Source organism: Brevibacterium ravenspurgense (assembly GCF_001584615.1).
In the GTDB taxonomy this organism is placed as follows: Bacteria; Actinomycetota; Actinomycetes; order Actinomycetales; family Brevibacteriaceae; genus Brevibacterium; species Brevibacterium ravenspurgense.
Map to the genome: position 1 here is coordinate 59,049 of NZ_LQQC01000010.1, position 23,765 is coordinate 82,813.

A 23,765-nucleotide genomic window follows, 5' to 3' on the forward strand; every position below is an offset into this window, starting at 1 on the left:
GTATGAATCCGCGTTCTTCTCGGCCTGGCAAGGCCAAGCGGCAGCGCGGTTTCACGATCCGCACGCGGCTCATTGCCTTCTTGTCAGTGTTCGTGCTGGTCGGCATTCTCGGCAGACTCGTGTGGATCCAAGGGCTTGACGCGTCTCAGATTGCCTCGCGGGCTCTGGCCGGCCGCCTGGTCACCCAACCTCTGCCGGCGGACCGCGGCGTCATCCTCGGCGCCGACGGGACAGTGCTTGCCGACAACGCGGACCGGTACCAGATCGTCGTCGACCAGGTGAACGTCGCAGCGTATAAGGACGAGGACGACAACCCGCTCGGCGCCTGGGGCGCAGCAAAGGCTATGGCTCCTGTCCTGGGCACGGAAGCCGGGCTGATCTTCCCGAAGCTCAGCGGCGATAAAAGGTGGAACCCCGTAGCCACCGGCATCACCAGCGAAGTGTGGCGCGAAATCCAGGATCTCGAGATCCCCGGTATCACAGCCGAAAAGTACACTGTGCGCTCTTACCCCTCCGGCGCTGTCGCCGGCAACCTCATCGGGTGGGTCGGCTCCGACGGAGTTCCGCTTGCCGGGCTCGAACTGCAGCACCAAAAACAGCTGCAGGGCAAAGACGGCAGCAGGCAGTTCGAAAAGGGTCTGAAGGGCGACATCATTCCGCTGGGTGAGAACGACACCACGCCGCCGGTCAACGGCACGGGCCTGGAGCTGACCATTGATCCACAGATCCAGATGTTCGCCCAGCGGTCCATTGCAAAGGCTGTGAAAGAGCACAACGCCCAGTGGGGCACCGTCGTCATTGAGGAGATCGGCACCGGCCGGCTTCTTGCCGTTGCGCAGGCACCCACAGTCGATCCCAACAACCCCGGCGGCGTGGGCGGTCCCGACCGGGGCACACGCGCTTTCACCGACCCCGTAGAGCCCGGCTCAACCGGAAAGGCCATCACGGCCGCAGCGCTCATAGAAGAAGGCCTGGTCACACCTGAAAGCAAATTCACGGTGCCGGACAAATGGAAAGCGCCCAACGGCGAAGAGTTCCGTGATTCCAGTCCGCACGAGGACGAGAAGCTGACGTTCTCCGGGATCATCGAAAAGTCATCCAATACCGGAACGCTCATGGCAGGGCAGAAGCTCAGCCTGCAGCAGCGCTACGACTATCTGAAGAAGTTCGGTCTGGGTGAATCCAGCGGCATCGACTTTCCCGGAGCGGCGAAGGGCATCGTGCATCCCTATGACAAGTGGGACGGCCGCACCGAGTACACCGTCATGTTCGGCCAGGGGCTGTCCGCGACCACGCTGCAGAGCGCTTCCGTGTTTGCGACCCTGGGCAACGGAGGAGTGCGCGTACCCCAGCAGCTCGTCAAGGGCACAGTGAGCGACTCCGGCAGGGTCTCAGAAATCCCGCCGAAAGAGGGCACTCGCGTCGTCAGCGAAGAGACAGCGGATTCTGTGGGAACCATGCTCGAAGCCGTCGTTGCCGATGGCACGGGAACATCCGCCCGGGTCAAGGGCTACAGGACCGCGGGCAAAACCGGAACCGCGCAGATCGCCGAAGGCAAAAACCAGAAGGGCGGCTACACCGCGAACTTCTCCGGATTCGCACCGGCAGAAAACCCCAAGGTCGCTGTGAGTGTGACCCTGCAGCGACCCACCAAGGGGTACTACGGTGGTACATCCGCTGCACCGGTGTTCTCCGAGGTCACCGGATACGCGCTGCGGCAGATGGGTGTCGCCCCATCAACTGAAGAACCGAAACTGATTCCGAAAGAATGGAAATGATGAAGCTGAGCGAACTCCCCGGCGGAGCAGCTGTTCACGGTGACGGGAACACCACCGTGAACAGTGTGAGTCTGGACTCCCGAACCGTCGAACCCGGCGGTCTCTACGCAGCCCTGCCGGGTACGAACGCCCACGGAGCCCAGTTCGCCCAGCAGGCACTCGACCGCGGTGCCGCGGCAATCCTCACGGACCCAGCCGGCCGCGACCTCCTACCGGCGTCAGCCGGTGACATCCCAGTCCTGACCCACCCGGCACCTCGTGCGATTCTCGGTGACATCGCGGCCGCGATCTACGGAACAGACCCGCAGACGCCCGCCCTATTCGGCATCACCGGAACCAACGGCAAAACCACGAGCACCTTCATCCTCGACGCTCTGCTGCGCAGCATCGGCAGAACAACAGGGCTGATCGGAACTGTCGCGACCGTCATCGCCGGCCAGGAACAGCCCAGCGTGCGAACCACCCCGGAAGCCCCCGACCTGCACCGTCTGTTCAAAAACATGCGCGACCAGGGCGTTGACGCCTGCTCCATGGAGGTGTCCTCCCACGCGCTTAGCCAACACCGGGTCGACGGTGCACACTTCACGGTGGCCGGCTTCACCAACCTGTCCCAGGACCACCTGGACTTCCACGGGACCATGGAGGAGTACTACCGGGCCAAAGCGCTCCTGTTCACGCCGCAGTTCGCATCGCGCGGCGTCATCGTGCTGGCTGACGACTGGGCGCGTCAGCTGGTGAATGACTCGCAGATTCCCGTCGTCACCGTCTCCGCTCGTCCCGAAGACAATGCGGACTACAGGATCGAAGACATCGACGGTCTTGCCTTCACCCTCCGCGGGTCTTCCGTGAGCCTTCGGGCGAAGAGCCCGCTGCCGGGCGATTTCAACATCAGCAACACCGCGCTGGCACTGGCCATGCTGCTCGAATCCGGTGTGTCCGCTGACGAACTCGCAGCGGCAGCCGAGGGCTTCAGCGTCAACGTGCCGGGCCGGATGGAAGTCGTCTCAGAACAGGCTCCGCGCGCCATCGTCGACTACTCCCACACACCCGACGCAATAGAAAAGGCGCTGGCGGGGCTTTCGGGCCAGCCGCTGGTTGTGGTGTGCGGTGCCGGTGGAGAACGCGACGACAGCAAACGCCCCCTCATGGGGCGGGCTGCTGCAGAAAACGCCGACGTCGTCATCATCACCGACGACAACCCGCGCAGCGAAGACCCCGCAACGATCCGCGCTGAAGTCATTGCCGGCGCCCGCGCAGCAGTGGCTGAAGGCACCAGCCGGGCAGCCGCTGACGCGATCGTCGAGTACGCCAGCAGGCGCGAGGCAATTGAGGCCGGTGTTGCGGCAGCGGGTGAGAGCGGCACCGTGCTGGTGGCGGGCAAGGGACACGAGCCCGGCCAGGACTACGGCGATACCAAGCTGCCGTTTGACGATCGTGAGATAACACGCACCGCCGTTTCACAGCGCGGTTCTTCCGCCGCCACCCGGTAAGGTCTGAAGGTATATGAAGGAATTCACTGCTGAAGAAATCGCTGCCGCGACCGGCGGCGAACTCTACGGAATCACACCGGACACGGTTCTGTGCGCCGGTGTCGTCACCGACTCCCGCGAAGTGGCGCCGGGCGACATCTACGTTGCGCGCACCGGCGAAAACCACGACGGCCTCGAATTCGCCGCGGCGGCCGTACAGGCCGGTGCGGCCCTCGTCATCGCCGAGGCCGTCCCATCCGTCGACGGCGAACACCTGCCGTCCTGTGTTGTCGACGATGCAACGGCCGCTCTCGGTCAGCTGGCCAAAGCGAACGTCGAAGCCCTTCGCAGCTCAGGCGAACTCACAGTCGTCGCAATCACCGGTTCTGCCGGAAAGACCACCGTCAAAGACCTCGCGGCAGCACTGCTGTCAACAGCCGGCGAGACCGTGTGGCCGCCGAATTCCTACAACAACGAAGTCGGTGTGCCGCTCACGGCGCTGCGCGCTGACGCTGACACCCGCTTCCTCGTACTTGAAATGGGTGCGCGCAACATCGGCAACCTCGCCTACCTGACCTCGCTCGTGCGTCCCGACATCGGCGTTGAGCTCGGCGTCGGCTCGGCCCACGCCGGGGTCTTCGGCTCGATTGAGAACACAGCACGGGCAAAAGCGGAGCTTATTGAAGCGCTCGTGCCCGGCGGAACCGCGGTGCTCAACGGCAACGACCCGCGCGTGCGCTCCATGCAGTCGGTTCTCGCCGAAGGTGTTGACACCCTGTTCTTCGGTTCGAACCCTGACGAAGGCGTGTGGGCATCCAACGTCGACATCCAGCCATCCGGTCGCACGGCGTTCGATCTGCACCTGCCTGACCACGACGAACCACTCCACATCGAACTTGCGCTGCTGGGCGAACACCACGTGACCAACGCTTTGGCCGCTTCGGCCATTGCACACCTGTGCGGGGTTGCGCCGAAGGACATCGCCACCATCTTGGCTACGTCCGGTGCGGCCAGCCGTTGGCGCATGGAGCTCATCGACTCGCCCGACGGCGTGACCGTGCTCAACGATGCTTACAACGCCAACCCCGATTCAATGCGCGCCGCCCTGAAGACGCTTGCCGCCATGGGCGCCGGTGATGCCGATCATCCGCCGCGCAGGACTTTCGCGGTGCTTGGCGAAATGCTCGAGCTCGGTGACGAATCCGCGGCGGCTCACTACGAGATCGGCCACCTGGTGGTCCGTCTCAACATCACCCGCACCATCGCCGTCGGACAGGGCGCCCTGCCCATCTACCAGGCTGCCAACCTCGAAGGATCCTGGGGCAGCGAGGCGGCCTGGGTGCCCACAGTCACGGAAGCGCGAGAACTTCTGGCTTCCGAAGTTGAACCCGGTGACATTGTTCTGTTCAAGTCCTCCCGCGACGCCGGTCTGCGATACCTGGGAGACGAATTCGCAGGAGTTTCTGTAGCCCAATGATCGCAGTCGTCCTCGCCCCGTGCTTTGCCCTGCTGCTGACGCTGCTGGGCACGCCGCAGTACATCAAGATCCTCGTCAAGAAGAACTACGGACAGTTCGTTCGCGACGACGGTCCTGCGTCCCACGCAACCAAGCGGGGCACTCCCACAATGGGCGGTGTCGTCATCATCCTGGCGACCCTCGTGGCCTACTTCCTGGCGCACCTGCTGACCGGCTCCACGCCGGCAGTGTCGGGTCTGCTGGTCCTGTGGCTCATGACGGGGCTGGGCGTTGTCGGCTTCTTGGACGACTTCATCAAAATCTCCAAGAAGCGCTCCCTTGGTCTGCGCCCGGTGCCCAAGATGATCGGGCAGGCCTTCGTCGGAGTGACCTTTGCCGTTGCCGCGCTGTTCTTCCCGAATGCCTACGGGCAGACTCCCGCAACCACCGCGATCTCGATTTTCCGCGACACCCGCTTCGACCTCGCGTTCGCCGGCTTCGGGGTGGGCCTGGTTCTGTTCATCATCTGGGCGAACCTCATCGTCACCGCAGTTTCGAACGCGGTCAACCTCACCGATGGTCTCGACGGTCTGGCTGCGGGCGCCTCTGCGATTGTGTTTGCCGCCTATGTCCTCATGACCTCGTGGCAGTCCACGCAGAACTGTGACCTCATGTCCTCAGCCCGCGCTGGCTGCTATGAGGTTCGCGACCCGCGCGACCTCGCTATTGTGGCCGCAGCCATCGCGGCCGCCTGCGTGGGCTTCCTGTGGTGGAATGCATCACCCGCGAAGATCTTCATGGGCGACACCGGCTCGCTGGCAATCGGCGGTGCTTTCGGCGGTCTGGCGATCCTGTCGCGCACGGAAATCCTGCTTGTCATTCTGGGTGGTCTGTTCGTCATCATCACCCTGTCGGTGATTCTGCAGGTGGGCTCGTTCAAGCTGACGGGCAAACGGATTTTCCGCATGGCCCCGCTGCAGCACCACTTTGAGCTCAAAGGCTGGGCCGAAGTGACGATCGTCATCCGCTTCTGGATTGTTGCGCTGGTGTTCGCGGTCATCGGCGTCGCGCTGTTCTACGGGGAGTGGGTGTCGCACATTGGCTGATGACGCGCTCACGCCCTCCGGTGATCCCGCCGGTGAACAGCTGATGCTCATTCCCGCCATCAGCCCACCGGGTGCCGAACCTGTCGACTATCCGAATAAAGAGCGGATCCCCACGGCTATCCACGGCCCGGAGTCGTCGCTTGCCGGCATCGTCGTGTGCGTGACCGGGTTGGGCGTTTCCGGCTACCCCATGGCGGTGCACCTGGCTGAGCGGGGTGCCGAAGTCATCGTCGTCGACGCTGATGACCAGCGTGATGAATCGGAACACGAAACAATCCTGCGGGTCTTCGACGTCGATATCCGCCGCGGACCCGAACATGTCGAGAAGCTGCCGCGCACCAGCTCGGGCCGTTTGCCCGACCTCGTGTGCACCTCGCCGGGCTGGCGTCCCGACCAGCCCCTGTTGGTTGAGGCTGCCGAACACGACATTCCGGTCATCGGCGAGGTGGAGCTCGCCTGGCGGGTGCGGGGAGCCAACAGCGCTCCGTGGCTTGTCGTCACCGGAACCAACGGCAAGACGACCACCACCTCGATGCTTGATTCAATGCTGAGGGCACAGGGTCTGCAGTCGCGGGCCTGCGGCAATATCGGTGCCCCGCTGCTGGAAGCTGTGCTCGATCCGGGTGCCGAGGTTCTGGCGATCGAACTGTCGAGCTTCCAGCTGCACTGGCAGTTCTCCATGGCCGCCCATTCGGCTGCCGTTCTCAACCTGGCCGATGACCACCTCGACTGGCACGGCGGCTGGGACGGCTATGTGGCCGACAAGGCGAAGGTCTACTCCAATGTCCAGCTGGCGTGCGTCTACAGCTGTGAGGATCCCGCAACGCGTGAACTCGTCGAGGAAGCCGAAGTGATCGAAGGAGCCCGCGCGGTGGGCTTCCGTCTGGACACACCCCGTGTGGGCGAGCTCGGCGTTGTCGGAGAGATCCTCGCCGATCGGGCCTTTGCCCAGCGCCGCCAGACATCTGCACAGGAACTCGGTTCGCTGGACGACGTCGCGCAGGCCTCCGGAACACCCGGTGCAAAACCAGCTGACCACCAGGTTCTCAATGCTTTGGCGGCCGCCGCGTTGGCTCGCAGCATCGGTGTTGAACCCGCGGCCGTCCGTGATGGGCTGCGCAATCATCAAGTGGGCGATCACCGCAGCGCGATCGTGGCAGAAGCTGACGGTGTGACCTGGGTGGACGACTCAAAAGCCACCAACCCCCATGCCGCTGCCGCCGCTTTGGCCGCACACGAATCAATCGTGTGGATCGCCGGAGGACTGGCCAAGGGGGCAGACTTCACCGACCTGGTCCAGACATTTGCCGACCGGATTCGCACCGCCGTCGTCATCGGCACTGATTCATCCGAGCTGATTTCTGCTCTTGAAGCCGCGGACGTCGATTACACGGTCGTGCCGCCGTCAGGGCCCGACATCATGGAGGACAGCCGAACTCGCGGAGCAGATGTCATGCGGCGGGCGGTGGCAGCCGCCAGCCAGTACGCCGAAGACGGTGACACGGTGCTCTTGGCGCCGGCGTCGGCCAGCATGGACCAGTTCCTCAACTACGCAACGCGAGGCGATCTGTTTGCCGACGTTGTGCGAGGTGCTCTGTCGTGACCGGATCCGCCCCCACCCGGCGGAGGGGCTTCCGAACACAGATCACCGAGCTTTCCGACCGGTGGCAGCGCCTGCTTGCGCAGAAGACGACAACGTTCTACCTGATTCTCATTCCCGTCACGGCACTGACCGGCTTCGGCCTGCTCATGGTGCTCTCGGCATCGTCAGTCACCTCCGGTGATGCCAGCGTGTCGTCGGCTTTTTCGGTTTTCCTGCGCCAGGCGATCTACGCGGCATTCGGCCTGACCCTCATGGGCGTTGTGTCGTTCACGCCCGTGAAAGCGAGCTTCAGACTGGCCTATCCCGTTCTGATCGCAGCCATGATCCTGCAGGTTCTGCCGCTCACGCCGCTGGGCGTTGAGATCAACGGCAACCGCAACTGGATCCGGGTGGGACCTGTGCAGATTCAGCCGGCGGAGTTCGTCAAGATTGCCCTGGCGCTCTTCACTGCCCGCTACATGGCATTGATGGTTCGCAGGCCGTTCACCTTTAAGAACATGGTGGGCTTTCTGCTTTTCGCCGGCGGCACGGTGGGCCTGGTCATTGCGGGGCAGGACCTGGGAACGGTTATGGTCCTGTTCCTGATGTTGGGCACGGCACTGGTGATCGGCGGTCTTCCCAAACGCTGGATTTTCGGCTTGGCCACAGCCGCGGCCGGGATCGTCGCCTTCTTCGTTTTGACTAGTGAAAACCGCATGACCCGCGTGATGGCCATGCTTTCTGGCCGTGGCGGTGATTCCGGGGATCCGCTGGGTGCGCACTGGCAGTCAGACCACGGTCTGTACGCACTGGCCTCGGGAGGCTGGCTGGGTGTCGGTCTTGGTGCCAGCCGCGAAAAATGGTCGTGGCTGCCAGAAGCCCACAACGACTTCATCTTCGCAATCATCGGCGAAGAGCTCGGCCTGCTGGGCGCAGCCGCAGTGATTGCGCTGTTCGCCGTCCTTGGCTTTGGGATCTACCGGCTCATGGTGCAGTCCACGAGTGTTTTTGTGCAGACGGCATCCGCGGCTGTCTTCGCTTGGCTGATCGGCCAGGCCGCGGTCAACATCGCGGTTGTTGCGGGCATCGCCCCGGTGATCGGCGTGCCGCTTCCCTTTGTGTCCTACGGTGGGTCGTCGATGCTCGCGGCACTCATCGCCGCTGGTCTTCTGCTGTCCTTTGCCCGTTCAGAGGAGGGGGTCGCCGATGCTCTGCGTGAGCGGCGGTCCCGGTTCTGGGGCTCGCTGTCGTTCCTTAAGAGGAGGAGCTGAATTTGGTCAACGTTCTCTTTGCCGGCGGCGGCACAACGGGGCACGTAGCTCCGATGCTGTCGATTGCCGAAGACCTGCGGTTCCAGGACCCTGACTCTGACATCCTCATGCTGGGGACAGACGAAGGACTGGAGAAGCGACTGGTTCCGCAGGCGGGCTACCGCCTGCAGACAATCCCGAAGGTGCCCTTCCCACGAGGACTGAGCCCTAAGATTCTCACCTTTCCGTTCCAGTTCACCTCCAGCATCCGCCAGGTGCGCCGTCTGCTGAAGAAGCAGAAGACAGATGTTGTCGTCGGCGTGGGCGGTTACGTGTGCCCGCCGGCGTACCTGGCTGCCAAATCACTGGGCATCCCGATTGTTCTGCACGAAGCGAACGCGGTTCCCGGCATGGCCAACAAGCTCGGTGCCCGGTACGCCGAGGCATCGAACATCGGCTTCACCTTCGCTTCAACCCCCATGGCCGGCGAGCAGGTGGGCATGCCCATGCGCATTGAAATCGCCCAGGTTGATCGCAGCGACAGGCAGCAGCGTGCGCAGGCGGCCGAACGGCTCGGCATCAACCCGGATATGACGACCCTCGTTGTCACGGGAGGGTCCTCTGGCGCGCAGAAGATCAACGAGGCTTTCGTCCAGACCGCGGCAGAGTTCACCGGAGTCCAGGTTCTGCACATCACGGGTGCAGGCAAAGCCGATGAACTGCGCGAAGCAGCGAAGGACAGCCCTGACTACCACGTCGTCGAATACGTTGACGGTATGGAAAACGCCTATGCTGCCGCGGACCTCATCGTGTGTCGTTCGGGTGCGGGAACAGTAGCCGAAGTGACAGTCGCAGAAGTGCCGGCCGTTTATGTGCCGCTGGCAATCGGCAACGGAGAGCAGAAGCGCAACGCCGCTGACTCTGTGGCTGCCGGCGCGTCAATTCTGATCGACAACGCCGACTTCACTGCCGAAAGCGTGCGTAACACCGTCCTGCCGCTGCTGCGAAACCCCGAACAGCTGGAAAAGATGAGTGCAGCCGCCCGCGGTCTGGAGTTCCCCGTCAACGCCGACCGGGCGATGACGAAGAAGATCTTCGCCGCCGCAGGCATTGCGCACCCCGGCCGCGAGTACCCACCCGCCCGCCAAACGCGCCGTGAGCGCGGCACAAAGGAGAGCTGAATGAAACCCGCCCTCAGCGAGCCCATCCACTTCATCGGCATCGGCGGAGCAGGGATGTCCGGCATCGCGCGCGTCATGCTGATGCGCGGATGTTCCGTCACTGGCTCTGATGCCAAAGACTCCTCCGTCGTCACGGCTCTGCGCGCACAGGGAGCCCAGATCAACATCGGGCACAGTGCAGAAGCCGTCGACGGTGCGGGAACTGTCGTCGTGTCGTCCGCAATCCGTGAAAGCAACCCCGAGCTTGCCGCCGCCCGCAGCAAGGGGATCCCCGTCATTCACCGTTCCGAGGCGCTTGCTTCGCTCATGGATGGGTACCGCACGGTCGCGATTGCCGGAACCCACGGCAAGACAACCACCACGTCGATGACGACGGTGGCGCTGCAGGCCTGCGGGGCCGACCCGTCATTCGTCATCGGGGGAGTGCTGACGGCGGCGGGCACGAACGCGCACAGCGGAACCGGCGACGTCTTTGTTGCGGAAGCCGATGAGTCAGACGGTTCGTTCCTTCTGTACAGTCCCGAAATTGCCGTCGTGACCAATGTTGAGGCTGACCACCTCGACCACTACGGCAGCTGGGAGAAGGTCCGCGAGGCTTTTGCACAGTTCGCTCACCGGGTCGAAGAGAACGGGGGAGTGCTCATTGCGTGTGCCGACGATGCCGGCAGCCGGGAAGTGGCCGACTTGGCACGCAGCCGAGGAGTCAGCGTCATCACCTACGGCACCTCGGAAGACGCTGACGTGCGGATCGTCGACGCCCACCACACACACCAGTCTCAGAGCTTCGCACTGGAGACCGCAGACGGTCGATCCGGCCCGTACGAATTGAGCCTGCCGGGGCTGTACAACCTGCGCAACGCGGCTGCCGCACTGACGATCGTGGCTGAACTCGGCCTCGACGTTGACGCTGCAGCCGAAGGCTTAGGCCGCTTCGGCGGCACCAAACGGCGCTTTGAGCTCAAAGGAACGCAGAGGGGCGTGCGGGTTTTTGACGACTACGCCCACCATCCCACGGAGTTGCACAACCTGCTGACCGCGGCCAAGCAGGTAGTTGACCCAGAGCGCAGCGTCCGCGTTGTGTTCCAGCCGCACCTGTACAGCCGCACTCAGAACTTCCGCCGCGAGTTCGGCGAGGCGCTGGGTCTGGCTGACGACGTCATCGTCATGGATGTCTATCCGGCTCGCGAAGACCCGATCCCGGGCGTGACCGGGGCTATTGTCGCCGCCGAGGTGCCGCTGTCTGCTGACAAGGTCACTTTTGTTCCGTCCTTTGCCGAGGTGGCAGACCTGGTTGCGGGGCGCTGCCGGCCCGGTGACGTGGTCATCACCGCGGGGGCGGGGGACGTGACGATCGTCGGACCGGAAATCCTGGATTCGCTGCGCAGCCGATGAACACCGCGAGCCTCGACGAGCGACGCAGAGAACACCGTTCTCTGCGGGTGCGGCGGATCCTGTACGGAGTCGTCGCTGCTGTTGCTGTGCTCGCTCTGGGAGCGGTCGTATGGTTTTCCCCGCTGCTTGCGCTCACGGACGTCAAAGCTGAGGGCGCGCAGCTCGTCGACGGCGATGAAGTGGCTGCCTTCATGCTTCAAAAGCACGAAGGGACACCGCTGCCGCAGCTGCGATCCCAGCGGCTGAAAGATGAGCTTGCGGAAGAGTTTCCGCTGGCGCGCAGCTTTGACATCAGTCTTGCCGGACCTCGTTCACTCCGGGTGAAAGTGCACGACAGACAGCCGGCGTTCACGGTTAAGCGCGGAGAAGCCTGGGAGATCTACGACCGCGAAGCAGTCGTGTTGGGCAACCCCGATGACAAACCGCAAGACGTTCCCATGTTCGTCGGAACTGCTGACCGGGAGGGGATCGAAATCGCGTCCACGGTTGTCAGCAGCCTGGGGGAGAACCTCAAGCAGACCGAGGCCGTCGCCGTGAAGAGCTCCACGCGGACGGCTGTGATCATGCGGCCCAAAGAGGACTATACGGTCGCAGTCATACTCGGCGAGCCGACGGATATCAAAGCGAAACTCACGACGGCGCGCACAATCATGGAAGACGAACCACCGGTCATTGACGTGCAGAGCACAGCAGTCCCCGCGACAAAAGAGGACGCGCCGGCGTGGGCTCGTCTGCCGCGGGAAGCAGACTCCCAAGACTGACCGTCTAAGACACACCGCGCGGGTGGTTGCACACGCATAGCGGCTTTAATACCGTTCTGACGAAGACCATTATCGGCATCGACCGCTGAAAGAGGAATCGACTTGGCTGAATACCCCAATTCCGGAGCTGAGATCAAAGTTGCCGGCACCGGCGGTGGTGGTGTCAACGCTGTCCAGCGCATGATCGACGCCGGTCTGCGCGGAGTTGAGTTCATCGCAATCAACACCGATGCCCAGGCCCTTGTTCTGTCCGAAGCAGACACCAAAATCGAAATCGGCCGCGAACTTACCCGCGGCCTCGGCGCAGGCGCTGATCCTGAGATCGGCAAGCGCGCCGCAGAAGACTCCGAAGACGCCATCAAGGAAGCGCTCGAAGGCGCCGACATGGTCTTCGTCACCGCCGGCGAAGGCGGTGGCACGGGCACCGGTGCGGCTCCCGTTGTTGCGCGCATCGCACGCAGCCTGGGGGCTCTGACGATCGGCGTTGTCACACGTCCCTTCACATTCGAGGGGCGCCGCCGTTCGGAACAGGCCGAGGCCGGCATTGCCGCACTGCGTGAAGAAGTCGACACGCTCATCGTCATCCCGAACGACCGCCTCCTGTCGATTTCCGACAAGAACGTCACGATCGTCGAAGCGTTCAACGCCGCAGACGAAGTCCTGCGCTCCGGTGTGCAGGGCATCACGGACCTCATTTCCACTCCCGGCTACATCAACCTCGACTTCGCTGACGTCAAGTCGGTTATGCAGGACGCCGGCACGGCGCTCATGGGCATTGGCTCGGCAGTCGGCGAAGACCGCGCGATCCAGGCTTCGGAAGCTGCCATCTCCTCGCCGCTTCTGGAGGCCAGCATTGACGGTGCGCACGGCGTGCTCATGCTCGTCCAGGGTGGCGAAGACCTCGGCCTGTTCGAGGTCAACGAAGCTGCCCGCCTCGTGCAGGAAGCCGCTCACCCCGAAGCAAACATCATCTTCGGCAATGTCATCGACTCGGCCCTGGGTGACGAAGTCCGCGTGACCGTCATCGCCGCTGGCTTCGACCCGACCCCTAAGGGCGACCGCGAAGGCCAGCAGGCCGCGCCGGCTGTGCCTTCCGCACAGACCGCCGCCACGGCGCAGGCAGCTCGCGAAGAGAGCCCTGCTCCGGAGGTCACTGAAGCTGAACCGAAGAACGACATCCCGCAGGAACTGCCGGATGAGCGCGATGACTTCGGCGGCGATTCGCTCGACATTCCCTCTTTCCTGAAGTAACGCAGTGCTGCAGGCCAGGCACGTTCTCAGCGGTTCAGCGGGGAAAGCCCACGTGGCTTTCACCGACCGCTGGGGCGGCTACAGCTCTGGCCGCTTCAGTTCGCTCAATCTGGGCCGTTCGGTTGGCGACGACGACACCCTCGTCGACGCCAACCGTTCCGCGTTGGCTGCGGCACTGTCGCTTTCGGCCGACAAGATCAGCTTCGTCAGCCAGGTGCACGGAACTGACGTCCACCACGTTCAGACGGAAGGCGACGTCGCTGAAGGGCCGCAGGCCGATGCGCAGATCACGTCTTTGGCGGGAATCGGGTTGGCCGTACTGACCGCTGACTGCGTTCCCGTGGCACTCGCTGCACCGGACACTGGACACATCGGAGTTGTGCACGCGGGACGCCGCGGCATGCTGGACGGCGTTGCGGTGCGCGCTGTCGAAGAAATGCGCGAGGCGGGTGCCCGAAGCATCTTCGCCTACATCGGCCCGTCCATCTGCCCTCGCTGTTATGAGGTTCCTGATCGGATGCGCGCCGAGGCTATGGAAGTCTGCCCGGTTGCCGGAGCAGTTTCCGCTGCGGGAACAGCCGCGATCGACGTAGCGGGCGGAGTTGCTCATCAGCTGGTGCAGGCGGGTGTTGAGATCGCGGAGTTTTCGCGCACCTGCACATATGAAGCTTCTGAGCTGTACTCCTACCGGCGCGAACAGACCACCGGCCGGATGGCTGTTGTCGCATGGTTTGAATCACGCCGCGACACGCCTTAGATGATCGATCTATTTGTACTCGCTCTGCGATAGTTTCGTGGAGAGAGTTTCCCCCGGACGGCACCAGGAGGTCCCGTGTCTACTCTGAAGAAGATCGGCAACTACTTCGGCTTCGGCGAAGAAGAGTACGACGACGCCTACGCGCACGAAGAAGTGCGCGCTGAACAGCCCGAGCAGGCTGAACCGGCGTCCGAGCCAACCTCGATCGTCCCGAATGAACCTGCTCCCGAACCCGCGCAGGTCACTCCCATCCGCGCATCCGTGCGCCCGGTAGAAACGGCGGCACCCTCAACTATGTCTCGCATTCAGACGATTCACCCCCGTTCGTACAACGACGCCAAGATCATCGGCACCACCTTCCGTGAAGGCGTGCCGGTCATCATGAACCTGTCCGCTATGGACGAAGCGAACTCCAAGCGGCTCGTGGACTTCTCTGCCGGCCTGATCTTCGGCCTGCGCGGTTCCATCGAAAAGGTCACGAACTCGGTGTTCCTCCTGACACCCGAGAACATCGAAGTGACCGCAGAAGCTGACGGTGAAGAAGATTCGCAGGCGAGCTTCTTCAACCAGAGCTGAGAGAACCGACCGGGTACTCCGGGTACTCTAGGGGGCGGCGGGGCAACACCCGCCGCCTTCTTCATTGGAAAGGGCACAGAGTGGGTTATCCATTCATCATCGTGGGCATGTTGCTCAACCTGTACGTCTACGTGCTCATCGCGCGCGTGATTTTTGATCTGATTCAGGTTTTCAGCCGTGACTGGCGGCCGCAGGGCTTCATGCTGGCAGTCGCTGAAATCATCTACACACTGACGGATCCGCCGGTGAAAGCGGTTCGCAAGGTGATTCCCCCGCTGCGCTTGGGAGGCATTGCCCTTGACCTGGGTTTCATCATCGTCTTCATCGCGGTGCAGGTTCTCGCCGGGATGCTCATTCGCTTCGGCTACACAATGCTGTAGCAGTGGCTTTCACACAGCGAAGTTCTGCAAAAAATCACAATTCAGCCGGCCTGAGCAGGCATTCGAAAAGACAAAACGCCTCGCTGTGGTCTAAAGTGTTGTTTAATATCGTTCATCGATGTAGCAACTGTAATCTCGATAAAAGGTGGGCTCATGGCGCTTACGCCTGAAGACGTAGTTAACAAGCGGTTCCAGCACGTTAAGTTCCGTGAAGGTTACGACCAGGACGAAGTCGACGACTTCCTTGACGAGGTCGTAGTTGAACTGCGCCGTCTTTACACCGAAAACGACGATCTTCGCCAGAAGCTCTCGGCTGCCGAAGCCAAGGTTGAAGAACTGCAGTCGAAGAAGGCTCCCGCCTCTGCTCCGGCTGAAGCTCCCAAGGCTGAAAAGAAGGCTGAGGCTGCTCCTGCAACTGCTCCGCAGGCTCCCGCCAAGACCGAAACCTCTGCCCCGGTCGAAGCCGACAAGGCTGAGAAGGCTGACAAGCCTAAGGAAGAAGCAGCCGCTAAGGAAGCTCCTGAAGCCAAGGAAGCTCCCAAGGCTCCTGCCGCCCCGGCCGCTTCCGCCGGTGTTGCCGGTGCCGCCGTCGGTGCGTCTGCTGCCGCTCCCGCCGCACAGGGCGGCGACCAGGACGCTCACGGCCTGATCGCTCTGGCCCAGCGCGTCCACGACGAACACGTTGCCGAAGGTGAGCGCACCCGCGACAAGCTGATCGGCGAAGCCGAAAAGAAGTCCGCTGACATCCTGTCGGCCGCCGAAAAGAAGCGTGACGAAACGCTGAGCCAGCTGGAGAACCAGAAGGCTTCGCTCGAACGCGAAATCGACGGTCTGCAGAACTTCGAACGCCAGTACCGCACCCGCCTCAAGAGCTACCTGTCGGACCAGCTCCGCGACCTCGAAAGCTCGGGCACCCTCGCACCGGAAACCCTTTCCGGCAGCAAGGTGGGCGGAAACTCGAACTCACTCTGATCTCTCACGTGACAGAGGCGGCCATCTTCTGATGGCCGCCTCTGCTTGTATCCGATCCCTGAACGCAGCTTCCCAGGAGAACCGTGACTCGACGCTCAGCACGTCTGCTGTTGGCCGGCATCGCAGCCTTGGCCTTCGCACTTGACCAAGCGACCAAGGCGATCGCAGTCATGGCACTCGAAGGCCAGCCGCGCATTGCAGTCATCGGGGACCTTGTGGGATTCGCGTTCCTGCGCAATCCCGGTGCTGCCTTCGGCATGGGCGCATCGAGCACGTGGATTTTCAGCGCGATTGCCGTTGCCGTGTTCTTTGCAATCGTGATTGCGGCCCGCCGTTTGCGCTCACCGCTGTGGGCGGTTGGACTCGGGCTTCTGCTGGGCGGCCTGCTGGGCAACCTGTTTGACCGCCTGCTCCGACCGCCCGGGTTCTTCCACGGCGCGGTTGTCGATTTCATTGACCTGCATTTCTTCGTGTGCAATGTTGCCGACATCGCGATCACCGGGGCGGCGGCAATTCTCATGCTGGCTGCACTCAAGGGCACCCCGCTGGACGAAGCGCAGGCTCAACCGCAGGAGAACCATGACTGAGCGCTCTTTTCTCATTCCCGAAGGTCTTGACGGTGAACGCATCGACGCTGCACTGTCGAGGCTATTGGGTCTGTCACGGTCGAAAGCCGCCCAGATTGCGGCTGAGGGCGGAGTGCACATTGACGGCGCTCTCGCCCAGAAGTCTTCGCGTGTGACCGGCGGAGCTCGTGTCGATGTCATCATGCCAGAACCGGAAAAGCCGCTGAGCATCGTGGCTGATCCCGTGCCCGGCATGAAGATCCTCTACGAAGACCCCGCCATCATCGTCGTAGACAAACCGATCGGCGTCGCTGCCCATGCCGCAGCCGGTTGGTCAGGGCCGACGGTCATCGGCGGTCTTGCGGCAGCCGGGCACAAGATAGCCACGAGCGGAGCCGCGGAACGCCAGGGCATCGTGCACCGCCTTGACGTTGGCACCTCGGGAGTCATGGTCGTCGCAAAAGGCGAACACGCCTACTCTGTCCTCAAACGGGCCTTCAAACAGAGGGAAGTCGACAAGACCTACCACGCGCTCGTTCAGGGGCTGCCAGATCCCGTGGTCGGAACAATTGAAGCCTCCATTGGACGCCATCCGCGCCGTGACGGCCTGTACGCTGTCCGGTCAGAAGGCAAACACGCCATCACCCACTACACGCTGCTGGAAGCTTTTAGGTCAGCCAGTCTGCTCGAAATCGATTTGGAAACCGGGCGCACCCACCAGATTCGCGTGCACATGTCCGCTACGAAACACCCGTGCTGCGGTGACCTTCCCTACGGAGCCGACCCGGTCTTGGCCCAACGACTGGGGCTTGAGCGGCAATGGCTGCACGCCGTGCGACTGGGGTTCGTACATCCCGAATCGGGGGAGTACGTAGAATTCGAATCCCAGTACCCGGCTGATCTGCAGAACGCGCTCGACCACCTGCGCGCTGCCGCCGGCGAGTAAGGAGAGCAGAATCCGTGGCTGATAGCTTTTCGCACCTGCACGTTCACACCGAATACTCGATGCTCGACGGGGCGGCACGCCTCAGTGATCTCATGCAGGCTGTCAAAGCCAGCGGTATGGATTCGATTGCGATCACCGATCACGGCTACCTTTTCGGTGCGTTCGACTTCTACTCGCAGGCTGTCGCCAATGGAATCAAGCCGATCATCGGCCTGGAAGCCTATGTGACACCGGGAACCTCCCGGCACGACAAGACCCGCGTCAAATGGCGGACTGACGAAGCCCAGCGCGGCGACGACGTCTCCGGCGGCGGTGCGTACACCCACATGACCATGTGGGCACGCGACAACCGAGGAATGTCGAACCTGTTCAAAGCCGCCTCCATGGCTTCTCTTGACTCGGTTTTCGGCAAATGGCCCCGTTTGGACCGGGAACTGCTGTCGCAGTACTCCGAGGGCATCATCGCAACAACCGGATGCCCTTCCGGAGAAGTGCAGACGCGCCTGCGCCTCGGTCAGTTCGATGAGGCACTTGCCGCCGCAGCGGAGTTCCAAGACATCTTCGGCAAAGAGAACTTCTTCTGCGAAATCATGGACCACGGGCTCAGCATTGAAAAGCGCGTGTCCAAAGACCTCCTCGAGATCGCCAAACGCCTCGACCTGCCGCTCGTGGCAACCAACGACCTCCACTACACCCACGAATCTGACGCAAAAGCCCACGAAGCGCTCCTGGCCATCCAATCCGGTTCGAAGCTCATCGAACCGACCTACGATCAGGGCGGTTCGCGTTTTGCGTTCTCCGGCACCGGCTACTACCTGAAGTCCGCGGCCGAAATGCGGGCCCTGTTCAAAGAAATGCCGGAGGCCTGCGACAACACCCTGCGCATTGCCGAAATGTGTGATGTGTCTTTTGACACGAATGCGAACTTCATGCCGAAGTTCCCCACACCAGACGGCGAAGACGAAGAGTCCTGGCTGTACAAGGAAGTCGACAAGGGTCTGCACTACAGGTTCCCCGACGGCATTCCCGACGATGTGCGCAAGCAGGCGGACTATGAGCTCGGAATCATCTCGAATATGGGATTCCCCGGCTACTTCCTCGTGGTTGCCGACTTCATCAACTGGGCGAAGGACAACGGCATTCGCGTAGGCCCCGGCCGAGGCTCCGGTGCGGGCTCCATGGTCGCCTACGCCCTGCGCATCACCGACCTCAATCCGCTTGAACACGGTCTGATCTTCGAACGGTTCCTCAACCCCGACCGCGTGTCGATGCCCGACTTCGACGTCGACTTCGACGACCGTCGACGCGGCGAGGTCATCGAATACGTAACCCGCAAATACGGCTCCGAATACGTTTCGATGATCGTCACCTTCGGCACCATCAAAACCAAGCAGGCGCTGAAAGACTCCGCGCGCGTGCTCGGCAAGCCGTTTTCGCTGGGGGAGCGGCTGACAAAGGAGCTTCCGCCGGCCGTCATGGCCAAGGACATTCCCCTGGCCGATATCGAAAACCCCAAGGCGCCTCGCTATGGGGAAGCCGGGGACTTCCGTACGTTCATCGAAAACGATCCGGAAGCACGCGAAGTCTTCGACACAGCACTTGGCCTGGAGGGGCTGAAACGGCAGTGGGGTGTGCACGCCGCCGGCGTCATCATGTCTTCAGCGCCGATCATCGACGTCATCCCGATCATGCGCCGTATTCAGGACGGCCAGGTCATCACGCAGTTCGACTATCCGACAGCCGAGGGCCTCGGACTGATCAAGATGGACTTCTTGGGGCTGCGGAACCTGACGATCATTTCGGACGCGATTGAGAACATCAAGGTCAACCGCGACTTCGACCTCGATCTGGAAACCCTCGAACTGGATGACCGGGCGACCTACGAACTTCTGGCCCGCGGGGACACCCTCGGTGTCTTCCAGCTGGACGGCGGGGGACTGCAAGGTCTGCTGCGGCTGATGAAGCCGGACAACTTCGAAGACATTTCGGCAACCCTGGCCCTGTACCGCCCAGGCCCCATGGGCGCGGATTCACACACCAACTACGCCAAGCGCAAAAACGGTCTCCAGCCGATCACCCCAATCCACCCGGAACTTGCCGAACCCCTGGCAGAGATCCTCGACACGACCTACGGCCTGATCATCTACCAGGAGCAGGTCATGGCGATCGCGCAGAAGGTCGCCGGATATTCGCTCGGTCAGGCAGATATTCTGCGCCGCGCTATGGGCAAGAAGAAAAAGGCCGAACTGGATGCCCAGCAGGAGGGCTTCTTCGGCGGCATGAAGGAACGCGGCTACTCGAAAGAAGCTGCGCAGGCGCTGTGGGACATCTTGCTGCCGTTCTCGGACTACGCGTTCAACAAGGCCCACTCCGCCGCCTACGGTGTGGTGTCCTACTGGACCGCCTACCTCAAGGCGCACTATCCGGCCGAGTACATGGCGGCGCTGCTGACCTCGGTTGCTGACAACAAGGACAAGCTTGCCCTTTACCTCAACGAGTGCCGGAAGATGCACATTACGGTGCTGCCGCCGGACGTCAACGAATCGCAGCTGAACTTCACCCCGGTCGGCGACGACATTCGCTTCGGCATGGGGGCCGTGCGCAATGTGGGCGACAACGTGGTTGATGGAATCGTCAACGCCCGCGCTGAAAAGGACGACTTCACCTCGTTCTCGGATTTCCTGGACAAAGTGCCCTCCCACGTGTGCAATAAGCGCACGGTGGAATCGCTCATCAAATCGGGCGCTTTTGACTCTCTCGGTGAAACCAGGCGCGCTCTGGTCGAGATCCACGAGGAAGCTGTGGACTCGGTCATCGGCGTCAAACGGCAGGAGGCTGTCGGCCAGTTCGACCTGTTTGCCGGTTTGGGTGAAGGCGAGGGAGCTGAATTCTCGGTCCCCGTGCCGGACCGGCCCGAATGGGACAAGAAGGAAAAGCTCGCCTTTGAGCGCGAAATGATCGGCCTGTACGTGTCGGATCACCCGCTCAACGGACTCGAGGGTGTGTTGGCGAGCGAAGCCGATACGTCGATTGTGCAGCTGCTGGATCCTGAAAGCCACGTGCGCGACGGTTCGAGTGTGACGGTGTGCGGCATCATCACGCAGGTGCAGCGCAAAGTGTCGAAGAACTCTGGCAAGCCCTATGCCATTGTCACGGTCGAGGACTTGGAAGCGAGCCTGGAGATCATGTTCTTCGGCGACGTCTACGAACCCGTTGCCTCGTTGTTGGCCATCGACCTGGTGGTGACGATCACCGGCCGGGTCCGCCAGTCGGATGACCGGCCGACGTCGCTCATGGCCCAGTCGATGACGATTCCGGATGTCACTGACCCCGAGGACCGCCCCCTCGTGCTCACCGTTCCGCACTCGCTGCTGAGCGAACAGTTGGTCACCCAGCTCGGTGACATCCTGCGGTCCAACCGTGGGGCCACAGAGGTGCGCCTGGCCATCAAGGAACCTGGACGCACCACCCTTATGCGTTTGGACAGTTCCTGCAGTGTGACCAGCGGCCCGAGTCTCTTCGGTGACCTCAAGGCCCTTTTGGGCCCGCGCTGTCTGCAGGGCTGACAGCCGCTGGTGTTCTCTGGCTGGACTCACGAGGCGGGTGCAGCACAATCTGCTCCGCTGGGATCCGTAGACTAACGGTGTGACTGAACTTCTTCGCCGCATCGATCTGCGCAACACAGACATGGACCGCCGCACCCTTCGCACCGCGGTGCCGCGAGCCCACGCGGGCTTTTCCCACGCCGCGGGTGCGGCAGCCGGGGTGCTTGCCGACGTGCGTGAACGCGGGCGCGAAGCAGTTGTTGACCTCACCCACCGCTTTGACGGTGTGCGGTTGGAGCGCGTGCGTGTTCCCGAGGCCGAACTGAAAAAGGCCTATGACGATCTTCCCGCGGATGTCGAAGCAGCTCTGCGTGAAGCCCGTGCTCGGCTGGAGCGTGTGTCCGCTGGACAGCTGCCGGCGGATGACACCCAGACTTTCGCCCATGGCGGCACCGTCACCAGCAGATGGCAGCCGGTCGAGCGGGTGGGCCTGTATGTTCCCGGGGGACTGGCCGCGTACCCGTCTACTGTGCTGATGAACGCTGTGCCGGCTTTGACGGCCGGCGTGAAGTCGATGGCGATTGCTTCGCCTCCGGGCCCTGACGGTCTGCCCAACCGCACGGTCATGGCGGCCGCCCACCTGCTCGGAGTGACCGAAGTGTGGGCGATGGGCGGAGCCCAGGCGATCGGAGCTTTCGCGTACGGATTCTCTGATGGGGAAGACCTTGAGCCAGTGGATCTCATCACCGGTCCGGGCAACGCCTTTGTCGCTGCGGCAAAGGCCGAAGTGCGCGATGTTGTGGGCATTGACGCTGTTGCCGGTCCCACCGAGATCATCGTTGTAGCCTTGAGCGGTTCACGCCCCGACTTTGTTGCGGCTGACCTTCTGAGCCAAGCGGAGCACGACCCCCTTGCCGCTTCGGTTCTGGTGACCGACAGCGAAGACTTCGCTGATGCCGTCGATGCGGCTCTTGCCGAACAGACGGCGAAAACCCCACACCGTGAGCGTGTCGAACAGGCTCTGCGGGGCGAACAGTCCGGCACGATCCTGGTGTCCTCTAAGGACGACGCGATTGCCGTGGCAAACGCCTATGCGGGCGAACACGTTGAAGTTCACGGCGACGGCGCAGAGGAAGCCGCGCGTGGAATCGTCAACGGAGGTTCGGTTTTCATCGGCGATTATTCTCCCGTGGCTCTGGGGGACTATTGCTCCGGCTCTAACCACGTTCTTCCCACTGTCGGTTCGGCAGCTTTTGCCTCCGCGCTGGGCACCATGTCGTTTATGAAGGGCAGTCAGGTGATCAGCTACTCGAAGGAGGCGCTGGAGGCCGTTGCCGGTCACATCAGCGCGTTCAGCCGAGTGGAAGACCTGCCCGCGCACGGTGCAGCCGTGCAGATTCGGATGGAGGGCTGATGCACTGTCCTTTCTGTCGTAATGCTGATTCGCGCGTCGTGGATTCGCGGACTGCCGAAGACGGCGCCTCGATCCGCAGGCGCCGGCAGTGCACCGCGTGCGGCCGCCGTTTCACCACAATGGAGGCCACCAGCCTGTCTGTCATCAAACGTTCGGGTGTGACCGAGGAGTTTTCCCGTTCCAAGGTGATTTCCGGTGTGCGCAAAGCCTGCCAGGGCCGTCCGGTCGAAGAAGACGACCTCGCCAAGCTCGCCCAGACGGTCGAAGAGGCAATCCGTGCTCGTGGTGTTGCTGAAATCGATGCGGACGAAGTGGGCCTGACAATTCTGAGCCCGCTGCGCGAGCTCGACCAGGTGGCCTACCTGCGCTTTGCCAGTGTGTACCAGGGCTTTGAAAGCCTCGAAGACTTCGAAGAGGCCATTGAATCACTGCGCGCCGAACGCGACGGACGGGCTGCAGAGAAAGAATTCTGACAGTGACTTGCGCCCCGCACAGTGCATGTGTATAAAATGAGGGCACACACTTAAGTGTGGTCGCAACAGGCGGTATCGGAGGGGAAGCCGGTGCCGCCTGTTTTTATTTCCCTTCAACACTCAAGCAGCGCCCTGACCAGCGATTACAGCAGAGCTGCCGGTGCGCGGTCAGTGCCGGATGCCGGAGACCCCAACAGCTTCAGCCCCATGTGCGTCCATCGCCTTTCAACCGCAGATTCTGGCCAATCGGCAAGGGCTGCTGTCATAGCCAGAACGTCAAGATAGTCCTGATACAGCCGTGACGAAATCGTGGCACCCGAAGAGCCCAGGGCACGCAGTATGCGGCCGTCGAGAATCATGGGCTTGTCGGCTGTTTCCAAAGACCATTCCGGCTGTGAGAAATAGGCGAGCTTGGTGAAAGTGGACGGTCCGATGAACGGTACGGCGCCGTTCCACAGGGAAAATGTTTCCGCGGCGGTAAGCCCGCGCCCGCGGTCGACGAGATCGGCAAGAACCTGACCGAAGCCATCGACTGCCGGTGCGCGGCACGCTCGATAGACGCTGCGGGCCTGTGTGCCGCTGCCGTAGGCGGCCGCTGCGGCGAAGAACTCCACGGCATCCTCAGCGGTGCTCACGCCGCGGCCCAGCGCAAACAGCTGACCGCGCGAAATGCGCGCTCTGCCGTTCCAGCCGTCGGAGTGCAGAACTTCCGGCAGCGGGCAGTCCTCCGGCCACCACTGGGCGAAATGCTGCGGACAGAATTCAATTTCATCGGTTGATTCGCTGCCGTGGGGAGTGCCCAGTTCGCGGCAGAGTTCCAGGGGTGATGGAAATGACATGATGGCCTCTTTTCTGCTGCTCGTGCCGACACTCTTACACGAGGCACTGACACAGCGAGACCACGCCGCCG

General features: G+C 62.5%; 20 protein-coding genes. 19 read left to right on the forward strand and 1 reads right to left on the reverse strand.

All coding sequences use genetic code 11. The features are described from left to right. The first annotated feature begins 2 nt into the window (after positions 1 to 2). The 19 genes from Bravens_RS04805 to nrdR all read left to right on the forward strand — a co-directional run bounded on the left by Bravens_RS04805 (position 3) and on the right by nrdR (position 22,855). Positions 3 to 1,778 (forward strand): peptidoglycan D,D-transpeptidase FtsI family protein, encoded by a 1,776-nt coding sequence (locus Bravens_RS04805; protein ID WP_062020822.1) that lies wholly within the window; start codon positions 3 to 5, stop codon positions 1,776 to 1,778. After that, positions 1,775 to 3,268, forward strand: a complete 1,494-nt coding sequence (locus Bravens_RS04810) for a UDP-N-acetylmuramoyl-L-alanyl-D-glutamate--2,6-diaminopimelate ligase (protein ID WP_062020825.1) — start codon at positions 1,775 to 1,777, stop codon at positions 3,266 to 3,268. The genes Bravens_RS04805 and Bravens_RS04810 overlap by 4 nt, the downstream gene beginning before the upstream one ends. Before the next feature lie 13 nt (positions 3,269 to 3,281). Further along, a complete protein-coding gene (locus tag Bravens_RS04815) occupies positions 3,282 to 4,724 on the forward strand; it encodes a UDP-N-acetylmuramoyl-tripeptide--D-alanyl-D-alanine ligase (protein WP_019175272.1) in 1,443 nt (480 codons plus the stop codon). Then, positions 4,721 to 5,809: a phospho-N-acetylmuramoyl-pentapeptide-transferase gene (gene mraY / locus Bravens_RS04820; RefSeq protein ID WP_062020828.1), complete on the forward strand. Its 1,089-nt coding sequence runs from the start codon at positions 4,721 to 4,723 to the stop codon at positions 5,807 to 5,809. Before Bravens_RS04815 ends, mraY begins: the two co-directional genes overlap by 4 nt. Before the next feature lie 43 nt (positions 5,810 to 5,852). Continuing rightward, entirely contained in the window at positions 5,853 to 7,412 is a 1,560-nt protein-coding gene (gene murD / locus Bravens_RS04825; protein ID WP_062022249.1) for a UDP-N-acetylmuramoyl-L-alanine--D-glutamate ligase, read from the forward strand. Beyond that, the gene (locus Bravens_RS04830) at positions 7,409 to 8,662 is read left to right on the forward strand and encodes an FtsW/RodA/SpoVE family cell cycle protein (protein WP_062020830.1); all 1,254 of its coding nucleotides are present in this window, start codon (positions 7,409 to 7,411) and stop codon (positions 8,660 to 8,662) included. Before murD ends, Bravens_RS04830 begins: the two co-directional genes overlap by 4 nt. A 2-nt stretch (positions 8,663 to 8,664) precedes the next feature. Continuing rightward, positions 8,665 to 9,822, forward strand: a complete 1,158-nt coding sequence (gene murG, locus Bravens_RS04835) for an undecaprenyldiphospho-muramoylpentapeptide beta-N-acetylglucosaminyltransferase (protein ID WP_062020836.1) — start codon at positions 8,665 to 8,667, stop codon at positions 9,820 to 9,822. After that, positions 9,823 to 11,214 carry a UDP-N-acetylmuramate--L-alanine ligase gene (murC, locus tag Bravens_RS04840; RefSeq protein WP_062020838.1) on the forward strand — a complete coding sequence of 464 codons (1,392 nt, stop codon included), beginning with the start codon at positions 9,823 to 9,825 and terminating at the stop codon, positions 11,212 to 11,214. It abuts the gene before it with no gap. Next, complete coding sequence (locus tag Bravens_RS04845; RefSeq protein WP_101672679.1) at positions 11,211 to 11,975, forward strand: cell division protein FtsQ/DivIB; 765 nt, start codon at positions 11,211 to 11,213, stop codon at positions 11,973 to 11,975. The genes murC and Bravens_RS04845 overlap by 4 nt, the downstream gene beginning before the upstream one ends. A gap of 102 nt (positions 11,976 to 12,077) precedes the next feature. Continuing rightward, positions 12,078 to 13,226 carry a cell division protein FtsZ gene (gene ftsZ / locus Bravens_RS04850; protein ID WP_061941281.1) on the forward strand — a complete coding sequence of 383 codons (1,149 nt, stop codon included), beginning with the start codon at positions 12,078 to 12,080 and terminating at the stop codon, positions 13,224 to 13,226. 52 nt (positions 13,227 to 13,278) lie between these two features. After that, positions 13,279 to 13,983, forward strand: a complete 705-nt coding sequence (pgeF, locus tag Bravens_RS04855; protein ID WP_342341614.1) for a peptidoglycan editing factor PgeF — start codon at positions 13,279 to 13,281, stop codon at positions 13,981 to 13,983. A 75-nt stretch (positions 13,984 to 14,058) separates the two neighbouring features. Beyond that, complete coding sequence (locus Bravens_RS04860) at positions 14,059 to 14,559, forward strand: cell division protein SepF (protein ID WP_019175263.1); 501 nt, start codon at positions 14,059 to 14,061, stop codon at positions 14,557 to 14,559. 80 nt (positions 14,560 to 14,639) lie between these two features. Further along, positions 14,640 to 14,939, forward strand: a complete 300-nt coding sequence (locus Bravens_RS04865) for a YggT family protein (protein ID WP_019175262.1) — start codon at positions 14,640 to 14,642, stop codon at positions 14,937 to 14,939. A gap of 153 nt (positions 14,940 to 15,092) precedes the next feature. Further along, entirely contained in the window at positions 15,093 to 15,911 is an 819-nt protein-coding gene (locus Bravens_RS04870; protein ID WP_062020847.1) for a DivIVA domain-containing protein, read from the forward strand. 83 nt (positions 15,912 to 15,994) lie between these two features. Beyond that, on the forward strand, positions 15,995 to 16,498 hold the full coding sequence (locus Bravens_RS04875; protein ID WP_062020850.1) for a signal peptidase II: 504 nt from the start codon (positions 15,995 to 15,997) through the stop codon (positions 16,496 to 16,498). Further along, complete coding sequence (locus Bravens_RS04880) at positions 16,491 to 17,423, forward strand: RluA family pseudouridine synthase (RefSeq protein WP_062020853.1); 933 nt, start codon at positions 16,491 to 16,493, stop codon at positions 17,421 to 17,423. The genes Bravens_RS04875 and Bravens_RS04880 overlap by 8 nt, the downstream gene beginning before the upstream one ends. A 59-nt stretch (positions 17,424 to 17,482) precedes the next feature. After that, the gene (dnaE, locus tag Bravens_RS04885) at positions 17,483 to 20,989 is read left to right on the forward strand and encodes a DNA polymerase III subunit alpha (RefSeq protein WP_062022252.1); all 3,507 of its coding nucleotides are present in this window, start codon (positions 17,483 to 17,485) and stop codon (positions 20,987 to 20,989) included. 79 nt (positions 20,990 to 21,068) lie between these two features. After that, complete coding sequence (gene hisD, locus Bravens_RS04890) at positions 21,069 to 22,382, forward strand: histidinol dehydrogenase (protein ID WP_082791042.1); 1,314 nt, start codon at positions 21,069 to 21,071, stop codon at positions 22,380 to 22,382. Beyond that, complete coding sequence (nrdR, locus tag Bravens_RS04895; RefSeq protein WP_061941272.1) at positions 22,382 to 22,855, forward strand: transcriptional regulator NrdR; 474 nt, start codon at positions 22,382 to 22,384, stop codon at positions 22,853 to 22,855. Before hisD ends, nrdR begins: the two co-directional genes overlap by 1 nt. A gap of 143 nt (positions 22,856 to 22,998) precedes the next feature. Here the strand turns inward: nrdR and Bravens_RS04900 are convergent, their stop codons facing one another. Next, positions 22,999 to 23,694 carry an 8-oxoguanine DNA glycosylase OGG fold protein gene (locus Bravens_RS04900; protein ID WP_061941270.1) on the reverse strand — a complete coding sequence of 232 codons (696 nt, stop codon included), beginning with the start codon at positions 23,692 to 23,694 and terminating at the stop codon, positions 22,999 to 23,001. Positions 23,695 to 23,765: the final 71 nt, after the last annotated feature.

Bases quoted from the DNA above. Each gene is read 5' to 3' on its own strand.
- Bravens_RS04805 (WP_062020822.1), top strand. From the start codon at position 3: ATGAATCCGCGTTCTTCTCGGCCTGGCAAGGCCAAGCGGCAGCGCGGT.
- Bravens_RS04810 (WP_062020825.1), top strand. From the start codon at position 1,775: ATGATGAAGCTGAGCGAACTCCCCGGCGGAGCAGCTGTTCACGGTGAC.
- Bravens_RS04815 (WP_019175272.1), top strand. From the start codon at position 3,282: ATGAAGGAATTCACTGCTGAAGAAATCGCTGCCGCGACCGGCGGCGAA.
- mraY (WP_062020828.1), top strand. From the start codon at position 4,721: ATGATCGCAGTCGTCCTCGCCCCGTGCTTTGCCCTGCTGCTGACGCTG.
- murD (WP_062022249.1), top strand. From the start codon at position 5,853: ATGCTCATTCCCGCCATCAGCCCACCGGGTGCCGAACCTGTCGACTAT.
- murC (WP_062020838.1), top strand. From the start codon at position 9,823: ATGAAACCCGCCCTCAGCGAGCCCATCCACTTCATCGGCATCGGCGGA.
- Bravens_RS04845 (WP_101672679.1), top strand. From the start codon at position 11,211: ATGAACACCGCGAGCCTCGACGAGCGACGCAGAGAACACCGTTCTCTG.
- Bravens_RS04870 (WP_062020847.1), top strand. From the start codon at position 15,093: ATGGCGCTTACGCCTGAAGACGTAGTTAACAAGCGGTTCCAGCACGTT.
- Bravens_RS04880 (WP_062020853.1), top strand. From the start codon at position 16,491: ATGACTGAGCGCTCTTTTCTCATTCCCGAAGGTCTTGACGGTGAACGC.
- dnaE (WP_062022252.1), top strand. From the start codon at position 17,483: ATGCTCGACGGGGCGGCACGCCTCAGTGATCTCATGCAGGCTGTCAAA.
- nrdR (WP_061941272.1), top strand. From the start codon at position 22,382: ATGCACTGTCCTTTCTGTCGTAATGCTGATTCGCGCGTCGTGGATTCG.
- Bravens_RS04900 (WP_061941270.1), bottom strand. From the start codon at position 23,694: ATGTCATTTCCATCACCCCTGGAACTCTGCCGCGAACTGGGCACTCCC.